The organism is Fibrobacter sp. UWH9, assembly GCF_900129715.1.
Taxonomy (GTDB): domain Bacteria; phylum Fibrobacterota; class Fibrobacteria; order Fibrobacterales; family Fibrobacteraceae; genus Fibrobacter.
Map to the genome: position 1 here is coordinate 167,107 of NZ_FQWP01000001.1, position 14,784 is coordinate 181,890.

Here is a 14,784-nt window from a genome sequence, read left to right on the forward strand (position 1 = left end):
TTAACCTGATGAAAAATATTCTTGTTGTATGTACCGGCAATATTTGCCGTAGCCCCACGGGCGAATACCTTCTCAAGAAGGAACTCGGCCCCGATTATAATGTGATGAGTGCTGGTCTGGGTGCCCTGGTGGATCACCCTGCTCACGAAATCAGTCAGAAGATTGCCCTGGAACATGGTGTAGATATGAGTGCCCATCGTGCACGTCAGATCAACCTGGATATTGTAAAGTGGGCCGACTTGATTCTAACTATGGAAAACGGTCAGAAGATGGATATTCTTGCCCGCTATCCCTTTATGGAAGGCAAGGTTTTCCGTTATGGCGAAAACATGAGGGTCGACGTACCTGACCCCTATCGCCGTCCGGAAAATGCATTTGTTCTTGCATGGAATTACATCTCCAAGCTGACTCCCTACTGGGTCGAAAAAATTAAACAGAGTGAGGGCCAGGCCTAGGCCTGGTGTGAGGAATTTATGAAGAAGATTTGTTTGGGACTTTGCGGTGTTGCTGCTGCCCTCTTGTCTGGATGCGCCGCTGGTCCCCAGATGCAGATGGCTCTGCCTGGCGATTCTGCCGAGTATAATGGTTATACCGTTCGTGTTCACTACATTGATCAGGGCGATCTGGGCAAGGCAAACGTTGCCGCCGCCTCTGCTGAAGAAGAATCTGCCGCAGGCAATCTCAAGGATTTGATGGTGGATTCCCTGCCTCAGCTGGAATACCATATTGGACCTCTGGATATGGTCCAGATCGTGGTTTGGGAACATCCGGAACTGACTTCTCCTATGGGTCAGTACCAGCCTGCCGGTCAGAAGGTCACTACCGATGGCAAGCTGTTCTACCCCTATGCCGGTGAATTGAATGTCGCTGGCTTGACTGCACAGGAACTTCGTTTAGAAATTACAAAGCGCCTCTCCGATAAGATTTTGAACGATCCCCAGGTGGACGTGCGTGTGACGGGTTACAATGGTCGCAAGGCTTTTGTTTCTGGCGCCGTGAACAAGCCCGGTGCTGTAGGCTTTGATGAAAAGCCCATGACTTTGCCCGACGCTATTTCCCTTGTGGGTGGATTTGATGAATATGCCGATCCTTCCGCCATGCAGTTCCGCCGCGATGGCAAGGTTTATAGTATCAACTATCTTGATGCTTTCCAGAACAATCTAGCTCTTGAAAAGATTCTGCTCCGCCCCGGTGACCAGATCTTTGTTCCCGCTCTGAAGGAAACTCAGAAGAACAACAAGGTTTACGTTCTTGGCGAAGTTGGCCGTGTAGGAACCGTAGATGTGAACAATGGCAAGCTGAGCCTTGTAGAAGCTTTGGCTTCTTCCGGTGGTCTGAATGCCTTGAATGCGGATTCCCGTTCCGTGTATGTGATTCGCAATTCCAATGAGACGACAATCGATGTCTATCTGCTGAATGCCAAGAATGCCATGGCCCTTGCTATGGCAGAACGCTTCAACCTGTCTTCTCATGACGTGGTCTATGTGGACGCTTCTGGCCTTGCAACCTGGAACCGTATCATTTCTTTGATTGCTCCGACCGGTGCTCTGCTTAACAATGCTGCAAGTACTGGACGTAATATCCAGTTGATGTCCAGCGGTCAGTGGGGACGGTAATAATTCTCTAAGTTTAATTTATAGGGTGTAACTCAATGATCAACCTTATCCTTTGTGGTGGTAACGGCACTCGCCTCTGGCCCGTAAGCCGTTCCCTGATGCCGAAACAGTTTGCTCCGCTCTTTGACGGACAGTCCCTCTTCCGCAAGACCGTGGTGACCAACTCCGCAGTCTGCGAAGCCCAGTTCATCGTTTCCAACGCCGACCAGTTCTTCCTGGCTAAGGACCAGCTGGAAGCCGAAGGCAAGAAGGGCGGCAAGTTCCTGCTGGAACCGGTGGGCCGTAATACCGCCCCTGCCATCGCCCTGGCCTGCTTGACCCTGGATCCCGAAGAAATCGTCCTGGTTTCTCCGTCCGACCATGTGATCCGCAAGAAGGATGAATACAAGGCTGTTTTGCTCCGCGCCCAGGAACTTGCCAAGGAAGGCAACCTGGTCACTTTCGGTATCACTCCCACCAGCCCCGAAACTGGCTACGGCTACATCGAAGCCGATGGCGAAAACGTAAAGCGTTTTGTAGAAAAGCCGGACCGTGCCACTGCCGAAAAGTATTTGCTGGCAGGTAACTTCTACTGGAATTCCGGTATCTTCTGCTTCAAGGCAAAGACCTTCCTCGACGAACTCCAGAAGCATTCTCCGGATATTTTGGCCGCTTCCAAGAAGGCTCTGGCCAATACCGCCATTGAAGAAAAGGAACCCATCCGCGTTTCTATGGATGACATGATGGCCATTCCTTCCAATTCCATCGACTACGCTGTCATGGAAAAGTCCGACAAGGTGAAGGTGGTTCCCAGCGATATCGGCTGGAGCGATCTCGGTTCCTTTGACAGCCTCTATGGCGAATATCCCCACGACGAAAATGGTAACAACGTAAACCCCCGCCACATTGCAGTGGGTTCCAAGAACTCCCTGGTCATGGGTTCCCAGCGTGCCATCGCAACCATCGACCTTGACAAGATGCTCATCGTTGATACACCCGACGCACTTCTCGTTGCTCCTCTCAGCAGCAGCCAGAAGGTAAAGCAGGTGGTGGAAGAACTGAAAGTCCGCGGCTCTGACCTGATCAGCGTGCCTCAGACTGTGAACCGCCCCTGGGGAACATACTCCGTGCTGGAATCCTCCGAACGCTACAAGATGAAGCGTATCGTGGTGAAGCCGGGCAAGCGCCTCTCCCTGCAGAAGCACCTGCATCGTTCTGAACACTGGGTCGTAGTCAGCGGTACCGCAACCGTCACCGTGGGCGACAAGGTGTTCTACGTCCGTCCCAACGAATCAACCTACATTCCTGTTGGCGAAGTACACCGCCTGCAGAACGAAGGCAAGCTTCCGCTGGTCATCGTCGAAATCCAGGTGGGCGAATACACCGGCGAAGACGATATCATCCGCGTCGAAGATGACTTCCATCGTGTAAAGTAACATAGCTGTTTGTTTAGCAATAATGGGCCGCGAAAGATTTTCTTTCGTGGCCCTTTTTTTTATGGATAAGTTTTTATATTTGCTCCACCTTAAATTAAATATGGAGGAAACATGAAAAAACTAATCGTTCTTGCTTTCGTTGCTTTTGCCGCCGTGCAGAGCTTTGCTGTGGGTCTCGGTCTCCGAGATGCTTTTATCGTTGGTTCCCTGATGGGTGATGCCGATGGTAACATCGGTACCGGTGATGCTTTCACTTTCGAAATGCTCTTCCCGGTTAACGAAAATTTCGGCATTCATACCGGTGCAGGTATTGAATACGCCATATATGACTTTGATGTGGATGATTATGATAACTACCATAGATACATCATGTATGTTGACATGAGTATCCCCGTACTGGCCCGTCTGAATTTTACTCCGGGTTTCTTCATGGATCTGGGTGTTAACCTGGGCCTTAACCTGACTACCTTGAGCTGGGTTGAATATGGAAGTAGGTCTACCGATGCAGAATCCATAGATGAGGCCAGTGGATTTAACGTAGACTTCGCTGCAGGCTTGGGCTATGTGTTCAAGTTCGGTCTGGGCATTGATGGCCGTATTACCTACGGTTTGACCAATGTTTTTGATTTGGATAATGTGGATTCAAACCGTTTCGGTATCCAAATCGGTCTTAGCTACTGGTTTAAGCAGCGCTAATTGTTGGACGTCTTAAACGAGATCGCAAACTATTAAAGAAAGGCGGACCTTGCAAGGTCCGCCTTTCTTGTTCGTAATTTTGTACGTAAAAAAGACCTCGCCAAAGGCGAGGCCCTGTAAAGCTTTTGGCTCGGACTAGAACTGGTCCAGGAAACGCTGGTCGTTGCCGGTGAGCAAGCCGATTTCCGGGATAGCGTGGCGGAGCATGGCGATACGGTCTAGACCGAAGCCGAATGCAAAGCCGGTGTACTTTTCACCGTCGATACCGCAGTTCTTGAACACGTTGGGGTCCACAGAGCCGCAGCCACCGATTTCCATCCAACCGGTGCCCTTGCAACGACGGCAGCCTTCCCCACCGCAGAACACGCAGCTCACGTCCATTTCAGCGGAAGGTTCCGTGAAGGGGAAGAAGCTGGGGCGGAAACGGGTCTTGACGCCTTCACCGAAGAGCTTGTTCATGAACACCTGGAGGACGCCCTTCAGGTCTGCAAAGGAAATGTTTTCGTCTACCACCAGACCTTCGCACTGCTGGAACATGGGGGCGTGGGTAGCATCGTTATCGACGCGGAACACGTGGCCCGGAGCAATCATGCGGAAAGGCGGCTTGTGGGTTTCCATGTAATGAATCTGGGTGCCGCTGGTGTGGGTACGGAGCATCACCTTGTCGTCCACGTAGAAGGTGTCCTGCATGTCGCGGGACGGGTGGTCGGGAGGAGTGTTCAATGCTTCGAAGTTGTACCAGTCGGTTTCGATGTCGCGGCCGAAGTCCACTTCAAAGCCCATCTGGCTGAAGAAGTCGATGATCTCTTCGCGGACGTCGTACAGCGGGTGGGTCGAGCCAGACGGAATGCCTGCGCCGGGGAGGGATACGTCGACGCTGCCGCTGGAAAGTTTCTTCTGGAGGGCGGCTTCGTTGGCGGTAGCAATGGCCTTTTCGATTTCTTCGGAGACGGCCACCTTAAGTTCGTTGACGAGCTTGCCGAAAGCCGGCTTTTCTTCTGCGGAAAGGGAACCCATCTGCTTCATCAGGTCGGTTACCATGCCCTTCTTGCCAAGGTACTTCACGCGGAGGTTGTTAACGGCTTCTTGATTAGTGAGGTCAGTTTGAGCAAGTTCTGCGTCAAATGCCTGTTTTACGTTATTAATAGCTTCACTCATAGTGGGGCATAAGATAGAAATTTTTTGAGGTTCTTCTTGCAAGAGGCGATTAACAATGAACGATTAACAGTTATGAATTATGAGATATGAATTAGTAAGTTTGGCGCCTCTGGCGCGATTATAATATCTCAAGGGAGCCGCAGGCTCCGCCCTCATACCTCGCGCCTCAAACCCGTCCTCTTACCGTTCGCTGCCTAGGATATGCATAATCACGGGGCGGTTCTTGCCGTTCTCGGTCTTGTGGATGGTCAGCTTGCCGGTGGAGTCGTAGCTGAACTGGTCGCCAATGCGTTCGCCGTTCACGTAGGTGAGACTGTCCTTGAGGATGCCGCTGGGGTACCAGTTGCGCCAGATGCCGTTGCGCTGCGATCCCTTGCTAAAGTGGTATTTCCAGAAGCCTTCACTGGCCATTTTGCCGCCCATGCTGTCGGGGTAGAAACTGCGTGTCGCAAGGAGGATCTGACCTGCAGATTTTGCCGTGCTGTCAAAATCCCAGTACTCTTCGTAAAGCAACTTGTGGTCAGGCTTTATGTAGCGAATCGAGGCCTTGTATTGACCAACGTTTTGACTGAAGTCGTCTTTCTGGCTTAAGGTACTGCTGTCCAGAACTCCATACCCATATTGGACGAAGGAAGTTTCCGCGCAGAACAAATTGGTTGTTCCTTCGCAGAATCCGTAAGCATAACCTTCGGAACCATCATGGTTGATGTTCTTGAAAATGGTTTCTCTCAACAGTTTGTCCTGTTCATCGAACCATGATGTTTTGGACATTACCATTCCGCAATCGCTTTCTTGATATTCGATTTTCTTTATGACGGATCCGTTTGCCCTATAGAAAGTTTGAGGGAACATTGTGCCTTCACATCCGTCGATGACGCCTTCTTCCCGAATTTTTGCAGTGTTGCAACTTTCCCCCGTAGAGTCCGGAGCATCAAAGGTTTCGTAGTAGAGTTTGTAGGATCCCTCGCGTTCTCCCGAATTGCATTCGTAACTTTCCAGGATTTTGCAACTCTTGGCAAACTTCTTGAAATGACCTTTTTCGTTTGATTCAAAACAGCTATTTTCTTCAACCAAGGTTCGGTTTTCGTCCCACTTTTTCCAGACGCCAACGGAATCTCCGTTCTCGTTATAATGTTCTTCAAATGCTTTCTCACCATTAAAGTGCCAGCCTTCCCAGTCGCCTACAGGGTGGTCTTCCTTGTAGTAACGGATGGCTTCCTTCTTCTTGTTGAAATGTCCGCCGTAATAGCTGATCCATTTTCCGTGGCGTAAGCCCTTCTTGTATTCCCCTTCGAGAACCAGGTCGCCGTAGCCCGTCCAGCGCTTGAATTCACCGTCGGGCTCGTTATCCTTGTAGGGAATTTCGTATTCCTTGATTCCGTCGGAGTACCATTCGTTGCGCTTTAGAATTTCGCCATTGGGGTAAACCCAGATGGAAGTTTTCTTGGCGCCATTGGCATGGGTGGCCAGAATGGTTTCTTCGGCTCGTTCGATTGTGCAACTGCAGAGTGCCCCGCAGACGGCAAAGGTTGCAGAAAAGCGGGAAATGACCCGAAAAACAGCTGTAAATCGAAAAGCTCTCATACGAACTAAAGTAGAAAAAGGTAATTTCGTGTTGTGTTAGATATTAAGAATAAACAGCTTGCTGATACCTTCAATACGCGGGTCCGTACGCCTTGGGTCTGGCTTGTCCTGGCCATTACGGTTGGGCTTACGGCGCTGTTCTATTTTTCCCAGAAGCCGCAACTGGTTATCTACTCCCGTCATCTGAAATCTCTGACGGATTACCAGCTGCAGGAAGCTTTTACCATGCGCGGCATGGAACGTGTCCGCATCGGCTTTGGAGCGGATTCTGTTTTTGTGCAGGCCCAGACCATGAACCTGCGGGAAATGGCCGTTTCCTTTTCAAGGGAAATGGATAACATTCGCGGTCTTGGTGTAAAGGTCCCGTCCTACGAGTCCGTGTCCCGCTTTGAAAAGGAAGTGTTGAGCAAGGTGGCGGGAATGCGCCGCTATACGACCGGTCGAATGGCCTGGAATCATCAGCTGGAAGGGGTGCGGTCCCAGGTTATGGAATTGGAAGGCTCCCTTCATCAAAAGATGGTGATGTCCCTGGATTCCATGCGTGCCGGATACCTGGTGGGCTTGGGATCTCTAAGTGAAGATGAAATTGCCCGCTTGCCCCAGAACTTGAAGACGGACTTTATCAAGCTGTCTCGTGAAAACGAGGAACTTGCCCTGGCCTGGAGCCGTTTCGACAATTCCATGGCGGCTATGTATTGTGAAGACATGATCCAGTTCTTCCAGTCCCAGAATATGGATGAGCTTTCCCTGAAATCCAGGATTCCCATGGCCTTCTATTTCTTGAGTCTGGTGCTTTTGCTTTCTACATTTTTCTTTATCTTCCGTTCTAAAAATATTGACTAGTGGGTTTTATGTTCCGTTTCTATACCTCCCGTAAACCGGCCTATTTGCATTTCGCCTTCCTGCTGCTGTTCTTGGCGGGCTGGCTGCTTTCCTATATGATGCCTGCCCTCAAGGGATTTACGGAAGAAGACAAGCTTTTCTATGGTACGGTGACCCACGCCTCGATTCCAAGCATCTTTGGCGGAACGGACATTCCCTTTTTTGACAAGACCAACTTCCAGATTAACGGTGACGACAATGTGAATTTCGTGCTGTATGCTTCCAAGGACATGATGGATGATATGGCTGAATGGTACAGTTTTGCCGCCATGGATGCTGGGGATATTCCGTTGCAGATTACGGCTGTACGAGTAAAAAGCAATTTGTTTGTAGTACACTCCATTTCGTCTATGGATGGGGAACTGAGCTTTGATGAACTGGTGATGGATTACCAGGTCTATTATGCCTTTATCGGTTGCGGCATTGTGGGGGCGATGGCCCTGGCTGCGCTGGTGCTCTTGATCATGTGGCTTGTTAAAAAGCGGGCATAGCCAATGAAATTTTTTAAGTCCGTCTGGGCGCTGTTTCTTGTGGTGGGCCTTGCGGCTTCGTGCTGGGGATCCTCCGCCGAAGATACCTTGAACGTGGTCGCCTATGGCTCAGCTTCGGGCATGTCTGCTCCTAAAAAGGGATTGGTGGGCGTCTGGAATTTAAAGTCTAACGGACAAAACAAGGGCAATGATCACCGTTCTGTTGCCGTGTGGTTCCACGGCGGTATGACTAGCGGCAATTGTGAAAAGGGGTTGGTTGCAGGCGGCGATATGGCGGAGCTGCTTCCCGGTTTTATCGTAATGAGTGCGTCTGCCTGTAAGCAGGACCATTGGGTAACTCCCGTGGCTGTTGGTTGGGTGGATGCGGCCCTGGATTCCATTGCGGGGCGTCGTGGTTACCCTATCAATAACATCTACCTGGTGGGAATTTCAGACGGGGCGCTGGGTGTAATGGCTTATTCCCTGTGGGGCCGTCGACAGGTGAAATCCAGACTGCTGATCAGTTCCTATGGGGCCGCCTTTGGCGATGCCGCAGAAATTGCCCGGGAACGTCGTCTGCAAACCGGACGTTGGCGTTTTATTCAGGGCGGTTCCGACCGGCTGTATCCTGCCGATGTGACAGTTCCCTGGATTACCCGCTTTTGCAATTCCCTGGACCAGGGAGCGGAGGCAAATTCCTCTCTTCAGTGCGATATGAAGTTCGATCCGGCCGGTGAACATGACTGGAGTTACTGGAAAAGTCATCAAAAAGACTGGATTTTGGAAATTTTTAATGAAAAATGAATAAAATTTGCCCTTTACCCTTGACAAATCGCAAATAATTTTCAAAATTTGGGCACACGAACATGCGGATGTGGCGGAACTGGTAGACGCGCTAGATTCAGGTTCTAGTAATCGCAAGGTTGTGGAGGTTCAAGTCCTCTCATCCGCACTGAAAAAGACCTCTCGAAAGAGAGGTCTTTTTTTTATGCTTGGAGATGGAGATGCCTCGCGGAGGTAATGAAAAAAGGCGGTGGAAAAGGGCGTATGAACCGATTTTCCACTGCCTTTTTGTTTGTTTGTTCGCAAAATTGGGGGCCAGAGGTGGGGTAAGGCTGTGTTTTTCTGCATTTTTACCCCTGTTTGAGGTAAAATTTGTCTTGTTTTGAGAGTTTGTTTGATACAAATTAAAAGAAAGGCGGTGGAAATGGAGTGGAATTTCTCTTTTCCACTGCCTTTTTGCCCCCTGTCCTTTCGGACGAGCTATTTCTTGATGCTGAGAATGACGGCTACCATCATGATGATGCAGCCAAGGCCCTCGCGAAGGGTCAGCTGTTCTCCCAGCACGGCCCAGCCTCCCAGAACCGCAAACACTGATTCCAGGCTCATGAGCAACGAGGCGATGGTGGGCTTGATTTTATTCTGGGCCACAATCTGCAAGGTAAAGGCCACACCGCTAGAAAGTACGGCGGCATAAAGCAGCGGAATCCAGGCGGATCCGTGGGAGTAAATTTCTACGGCACGGACCATGCCCGCAGCCGAACATTCCATATCCACTAGGAACATGGGGGCGGCACTAAGGACGCAGGCCACTAGACACTGTATGGCAGAAAGGCGGACGTTATCTACGTCGGGGCCGTACTTGTCTACGAATAGGATCTGGATGGCGAAAGATAGCGCGCACAGCAACAGCACCCCATCAGAAACTTCGACTGTGAAGCCGTCCTTGATGCAGAGCATGTAGAGGCCCACCAATGTGATGCCTACGCAAATCCAGGACTTTAAGTTGATTTTTTTCCCGATGAATACACTTAAGACCGGCACGAGGATAATGTAGCAGGTGGTCAGGAATCCGGATTTTCCGGCGGAAGTCCCTAGGTACAGTCCCAGCTGTTGGAAGTTGGTTCCGAAGGTTAGGGCGATGCCACAGAGAATGCCTGCCTTCCAGAGTTTCTTGCGCTGGGCAGGAGTGGCGGGACGCCGAGGGCTTTTGCCAGTGGCATCAAGGGTCTTGGCTAGGCCGAAAAGCAGTGCGGCGGCAATGAGATTGCGGGTGCAGGTGAAAACGAAGGGGCCTGCAGAATTGCCTTCTGCCTGGGCCACAAAGGTCGTTCCCCAGATGAAGGCCGCCAGAATAAGCAGAAAACTATATCCGATGTTAGCCATAGCGATAAAAAAGATAGAAAAAAAGGTCGTTGGATCCATTTTTACGGAGGATTCAAAAAATTTTTTTATCTTTGCGATATCATTAGGAGGTTTTATGACTATCTTGAAGAATGCTCTTTATGTTGGCTGTGTGGCCGGCGTTTGCAGTGCCCTCACTTTTGGCCTTGTGGCTTGCGGCGATAGCGGTAACGGTAGTGCGAGCGAAGAACAGGAAGAAATCCTTTCTTCTTCCAGCGCCAAGATTGACAACGAAGCTGATGACGATTTGGAATCCAGCAGTTCCGTGCGCGCGAGTTCCTCTTCCGAAGAGGTTGATTTTGAAGAATTCAATCCGGCCATTTCCTACAGTGACTTTAAGGACAGCCGCGATAATAAACGTTACAAGACCGTGACTATCGGTAATCAGCTCTGGATGGCGGAAAACCTGAACTACAAGTCCTCCAATTCTTTCTGCTATGATGACAAGACAGACAACTGTGAAGATTACGGCGCCCTGTATTACTGGGGCGATGCCCAGGATGTCTGCCCCGATGGGTGGCATTTGCCTTCTAAGGATGAATGGCAGGAATTGTTTGACGCTGTGGGAAGTGACCCCGGCAAGAAGTTGAAGGCAACCTTTAGCTGGGATGATGACGGTAACGGAACCGACAAGTATGGTTTCCGCGTGTTGGCTTCCGGCTACAAGAAGGGTAACGAGTTTTTGGAGCAGGATGATTACGCCTCCTTCTGGAGTTCCGATGAATTTGACCTGAAAAACGCTATCAGCTGGCGCTTTACCAGCACCGATGGCGGTGTCAGGAAGAATACCCTGGAAAAGTCCATCTACCGTTCCGTGCGTTGTGTCAATGACAGGTCTGTCAATTCCAAGTACGATGTAGAAGTGATGACATCCTCTGATCTTTCTAAGTATGCCTGCTCCGAAAAGACCAAGGGTCAGACTGCCTACATCAAGGACGTGGAGCAGGAATTGATCTGCGCTTACGATTATGACCTGGAAGACTACATGTGGATGGACGAAGAAGATATTACTCCGCCTAGCTCTTCTTCCAGCGATGATGACGACGATGATGACGACGATCTTTCCAGCTCCAGCACTCTGCCTTCTAGCTCCAGCGTAACTCCTGCCAGCTCTAGTGGCGATTCCGGAAGCTATGATCTCATGCTGGATGAGGTTGACGACTTGGGAGTGTATGCTTGCGATGAAGATATGGAGGGTACTACCGCCTACATAGCAGATCTTGATGTAGTGGTGGTCTGCACCTATGACGAAGACCTGGAATACTACGACTGGTTTGATTACAGCGCTCCGTAAGCCGTAGGGAATTCTGACTGTTTAAAAAAAGCCCCGGGACCTTCCCGGGGCTTTTTTGTGGTGTGGTTTTACGATACCTTTAAGTTAGCTTCTTGACCGTCTGCGGTAACCCCTTGATCCAACAAATCCTTTGCAATTTTTGCAAAGGGCATTTTTTAACGGGGGCAAAAAATCAGGAGGCGAATCTATCTTATAGATGGGAAATTATATAGAATTAAGAAGGGCCTATGCTGAATATCGACGAAATTGGTGATTACAGGGATCTGCTGAAGAATTACTATGCCCAGCGCAAGCTGGAGTTGCCCCTGTATTCCTATAAGATGATGGGGCAGAAACTTGGCCTTGAAACCAGTCAGATGTTCCGCGTACTGAACAAGGAACTTCACTTGCCCAATCGCAGCATCCCCCTGGTCAAGGACCTGCTGGATCTGAAGGGCCGAAGTGGCGAACTTTTTGAAATCCTGGTGGCGGCTTCCAAGACGAAATCCCCCGCCAAGAAGGATAAGCTTTATAAGATGGCGCTGTCCCTGAAGGACGTCAAGATGCGCCAACTCAATACCAACGAGCTTCTGTTTTTAGGCAAGTGGTGGATTCCGGTGGTGCGAACCCTGATCGAGATGAACAACGGCTCGGCGGTGGTGTCCCAGCTGGTGAAGCAGATTACGCCTGTGGTTTCCAAGGAACAGGTGGAAGAAGCCATCCGCGTCTTGAAGGAACTGAAACTGATTACGCCCCTGGCGTCGGAACGGTTTGCGGTGGGGCAGGCTAACTTTACCTCGTCGGGTACCGCCAAGGTGACAGCCATTCGCAGCTACCAGAACCAGTTGCTGGCTCTGGCTCAGAATGCCCTGGCTACCATCGAACCTGACCGGCGAAATATGTCGTCGCTGCTGGTGGGCGTAGATGAAGATTGCTTTAACGACCTGAAGGAAATGACCTTGGAATTCCGCCGCCAGGTGCAGAAACGCGTAGAAGAGGTGCAGAAGCCTACCAAGGTGATGCAGTTCATGTTCTCGCTGTTCCCGGTGGCCGACATGGACGCGGTGGCGGGCAAGGCCGCTGTCAAGAATGGAGGTGTGGCGGGCAAGGCCGCTGCCACCAAAGGGGTAAAAAAATGAGGTGTGGTATGGTTAAGATGTTTAAGTGCATTGTTGCCGGGCTTGTGGGCGGCTGGCTTGTGGCCTGCTCCACGGATAGCGAGGTGGCAGGTGTCAGTACTGTCGAAACAGAAAACGCCTATGTGGTCCAGGTGGTGGACGAAGGTGGTGCCCCTGTGGCCAACGCCACTGCAGTCTTGAGGGCTGCGAACTATCTGCCTGCCTTGGAAGTCTTGAAGAAGGAAACTGCCGTCAGGATCTTTACCTCGGATTCCGTCGGCATTGTCCGCGTCGATACATTGTTTGCAGATTCCATGACCCTCGAGGTGATGGATGAAGGCCGTGGCGCATTTGCCCTGCTCCTGGCCAATCAGATCAAGATGGGGGATTCCTCTGAAATTGCCGTTAGCCCCCTGAGTGTCATGTCGGGTAGGATCGACTTGCCCGAAGGCAGCGATGGCGTCTGGATCCAGGTTTACGGTACCGATCGGAAGGTCAAGACCGATAGCGAAGGCTTCTATAAGATTGAGGGCCTTGCTCCTGCAGATTACCGCGTTCGAATCGTCGCCGGCGATTCTATTGTCGAGGACCTGGTGACTGTTCCTCTGGCGGCTCCTGAAAGTTCGTCTAGCGGTCAGATTGCCGAAAGTTCCTCCAGCGATGAGTCGGAATCCTCATCCGACGAGGAACCGGGTTCCTCCGCGCCCCTGGGATACCTAAATGTCCTGGATTTCGAAAACGGATTGAAGTCTAACGTCCTGTTTGCCGGAGATTCTAGCGAACTTTATTTGAAGCCTACGGACACCACGGTGGTCATGTCTCCTGTTGAAGATAGCGCCGCCCTGGCCGTTGTAGATGCCGGTGCAGGTCGCGAGGGCAAGGCATTCCACTGGACAACTTCTGGAATGCAGGGACATTGGTCTTTCATGGGCCTGTGGATTTGCTCCAGTTCCAATCCTTGTGACTTCAGCGGCATTGATTCCGTGGAATACTTCGTTCGTGGCACGGGCTCCTATTCCTTCAATCTTGAAGCCATTGTTGACGGAACTTCTGGCAAGGCAGTGTTCCTGGACACCCTTGGTGGTGCGGATGAATGGGAGCGTGTGGTGGTGAAACCTTCCGACTTTATGGTGGGCGACAGCACCTATGGAAACATGGGCTGGGATTACGTTAGTAAGCAGGCTACGAACATCGCAGTTTCCGCATATTTTGATACGGAAATCTGGATTGATGACATCAAATTTTATGGAGTTAATGAAAAGGACTTAAGGTAAGGACTGTTCTGAACGCGCCGGAGTGCGGAACAGCTAAAGTGAATTTGGTGGTTAGAAAGGCAGGCTCTCGCGGGAGCCTGCCTTTTGTACTCTAACGGAAACGAAAAAAGGCCCCCCAGAGGGAGCCTTTTTAAAAAGTCTACGCTGTTCAATTACTTGTTGAACGGGGGCATGACCTGCCACAGCACGGCCTTGTGGGCGTGGAGGCGGTTTTCGGCTTCTTCGTAGCTCATGTTCAGGTCAAGGTTGTCCATCACTTCGTCGGTGATTTCGTCGCCGCGGTGAGCGGGCAGACAGTGGGAAACCTTAACGTGGGACGGAGCATACTTCAGGAGGTCTGCGTCGATGCGGAACGGCAAGAAGTGGTTCTGCTTGGATTCCTTCTGGCCTTCCTGACCCATGGAAACCCACACGTCGCTATAAAGGATGTCGGCGTCCTTGACAGCTTCCTTCGGGTCGTTGAATACGCGGTACTGGCAGCCGTGGCGCTTGAAGTCGGCCTGGGCTTCTTCGATCACGTGAGCCGGCTGTTCAAAACCCTTGGGGCAAGCCAAGGTAAAGTTCATGCCCACCTTGGAGCAGAGGGCGAGGAAAGAGTTTGCAACATTGTTGCCGTCGCCGATGAAGGCTACAGTCTTGCCCTTCATGCCGCCGAGATTTTCTTCGATCATCTGGGCGAAGGCGATAGCCTGGCAGGGGTGATAGTCGTCGGTCAAGGCGTTCACAACGGGAATGGAACCGTATTCAGCCAACTGTTCCACCAGGTCCTGCTTGAAGCAGCGGACAACGAGGGCGTTCACCCAGCGGGAAAGGCAGCGGGCCACATCCTTGATGGATTCGCGCTTGCCAAGACCGATGGAGTCCGGGGAGAGCAGCACGGCGTGGCCACCCAGCTGGTTCATGCCCACCTGGAAAGTAGTGATAGTTCGCAGAGACGGCTTTTCGAAGAACATACCGATGTTCTGGCCGTGAAGACGGTCGGAGACCTGGCCTGCATGGACTTCCTTTTTCAGGCGGGAAGCGATGGCTACGGTTTCGAGAATTCTTTCTTCGCTCCAGTCGGCGAGGCGGAGGAAGTGCTTGCTGCGATCGATCATTTTCTATTCCTTATTTT

The 14,784-nt window shown here is 51.2% G+C and carries 14 protein-coding genes and 1 tRNA gene; 11 read left to right on the forward strand and 4 right to left on the reverse strand.

From position 1 onward, the window contains the following. Positions 1–8 precede the first annotated feature (8 nt). The 4 genes from BUB94_RS00690 (at position 9) to BUB94_RS00705 (ending at position 3,727) form a co-directional block, all read left to right on the forward strand. Positions 9–455 carry a low molecular weight protein-tyrosine-phosphatase gene (locus BUB94_RS00690; RefSeq protein ID WP_073155412.1) on the forward strand — a complete coding sequence of 149 codons (447 nt, stop codon included), beginning with the start codon at positions 9–11 and terminating at the stop codon, positions 453–455. 18 nt (positions 456–473) lie between these two features. Continuing rightward, positions 474–1,616: a polysaccharide biosynthesis/export family protein gene (locus BUB94_RS00695; RefSeq protein ID WP_073233425.1), complete on the forward strand. Its 1,143-nt coding sequence runs from the start codon at positions 474–476 to the stop codon at positions 1,614–1,616. A gap of 35 nt (positions 1,617–1,651) precedes the next feature. After that, the gene (locus BUB94_RS00700) at positions 1,652–3,031 is read left to right on the forward strand and encodes a mannose-1-phosphate guanylyltransferase/mannose-6-phosphate isomerase (protein ID WP_073155417.1); all 1,380 of its coding nucleotides are present in this window, start codon (positions 1,652–1,654) and stop codon (positions 3,029–3,031) included. 111 nt (positions 3,032–3,142) lie between these two features. After that, positions 3,143–3,727: an outer membrane beta-barrel protein gene (locus tag BUB94_RS00705; RefSeq protein ID WP_073233427.1), complete on the forward strand. Its 585-nt coding sequence runs from the start codon at positions 3,143–3,145 to the stop codon at positions 3,725–3,727. Between the two features lie 135 nt (positions 3,728–3,862). Here BUB94_RS00705 and pheS read toward each other — a convergent pair whose 3' ends face one another. Both pheS and BUB94_RS00715 read right to left on the reverse strand, forming a co-directional pair. Further along, positions 3,863–4,885, reverse strand: coding sequence for a phenylalanine--tRNA ligase subunit alpha (gene pheS / locus BUB94_RS00710; protein ID WP_073233429.1), 1,023 nt, complete (start codon positions 4,883–4,885; stop codon positions 3,863–3,865). 180 nt (positions 4,886–5,065) lie between these two features. Continuing rightward, positions 5,066–6,469 (reverse strand): toxin-antitoxin system YwqK family antitoxin, encoded by a 1,404-nt coding sequence (locus tag BUB94_RS00715; RefSeq protein WP_139260083.1) that lies wholly within the window; start codon positions 6,467–6,469, stop codon positions 5,066–5,068. Between the two features lie 33 nt (positions 6,470–6,502). Here BUB94_RS00715 and BUB94_RS00720 point away from each other — a divergent pair, with 33 nt between their 5' ends. The 4 genes from BUB94_RS00720 (at position 6,503) to BUB94_RS00735 (ending at position 8,773) form a co-directional block, all read left to right on the forward strand. After that, positions 6,503–7,312 (forward strand): hypothetical protein, encoded by an 810-nt coding sequence (locus BUB94_RS00720; RefSeq protein ID WP_083537946.1) that lies wholly within the window; start codon positions 6,503–6,505, stop codon positions 7,310–7,312. 8 nt (positions 7,313–7,320) lie between these two features. After that, complete coding sequence (locus BUB94_RS00725) at positions 7,321–7,842, forward strand: hypothetical protein (protein WP_073155425.1); 522 nt, start codon at positions 7,321–7,323, stop codon at positions 7,840–7,842. A gap of 3 nt (positions 7,843–7,845) precedes the next feature. Next, the gene (locus BUB94_RS00730) at positions 7,846–8,625 is read left to right on the forward strand and encodes a hypothetical protein (protein ID WP_073233433.1); all 780 of its coding nucleotides are present in this window, start codon (positions 7,846–7,848) and stop codon (positions 8,623–8,625) included. A 64-nt stretch (positions 8,626–8,689) separates the two neighbouring features. After that, positions 8,690–8,773 (forward strand) — tRNA-Leu (locus BUB94_RS00735). A 311-nt stretch (positions 8,774–9,084) separates the two neighbouring features. Here BUB94_RS00735 and BUB94_RS00740 read toward each other — a convergent pair. Further along, positions 9,085–9,987, reverse strand: a complete 903-nt coding sequence (locus BUB94_RS00740; RefSeq protein WP_073233718.1) for a DMT family transporter — start codon at positions 9,985–9,987, stop codon at positions 9,085–9,087. 94 nt (positions 9,988–10,081) lie between these two features. Here BUB94_RS00740 and BUB94_RS00745 point away from each other — a divergent pair, with 94 nt between their 5' ends. The 3 genes from BUB94_RS00745 (at position 10,082) to BUB94_RS00755 (ending at position 13,670) form a co-directional block, all read left to right on the forward strand. Continuing rightward, positions 10,082–11,299: a fibrobacter succinogenes major paralogous domain-containing protein gene (locus tag BUB94_RS00745; protein ID WP_073155431.1), complete on the forward strand. Its 1,218-nt coding sequence runs from the start codon at positions 10,082–10,084 to the stop codon at positions 11,297–11,299. Positions 11,300–11,526: 227 nt separating this feature from the next. Beyond that, entirely contained in the window at positions 11,527–12,417 is an 891-nt protein-coding gene (locus BUB94_RS00750; RefSeq protein ID WP_073155433.1) for a DUF4423 domain-containing protein, read from the forward strand. Positions 12,418–12,425: 8 nt separating this feature from the next. Then, positions 12,426–13,670, forward strand: a complete 1,245-nt coding sequence (locus BUB94_RS00755) for a carboxypeptidase-like regulatory domain-containing protein (protein WP_073155436.1) — start codon at positions 12,426–12,428, stop codon at positions 13,668–13,670. A 152-nt stretch (positions 13,671–13,822) separates the two neighbouring features. On the opposite strand, the gene argF is transcribed toward BUB94_RS00755, so the two are convergent. Further along, the gene (gene argF / locus BUB94_RS00760) at positions 13,823–14,767 is read right to left on the reverse strand and encodes an ornithine carbamoyltransferase (protein ID WP_073155439.1); all 945 of its coding nucleotides are present in this window, start codon (positions 14,765–14,767) and stop codon (positions 13,823–13,825) included. Between the last annotated feature and the right edge of the window lie 17 nt (positions 14,768–14,784).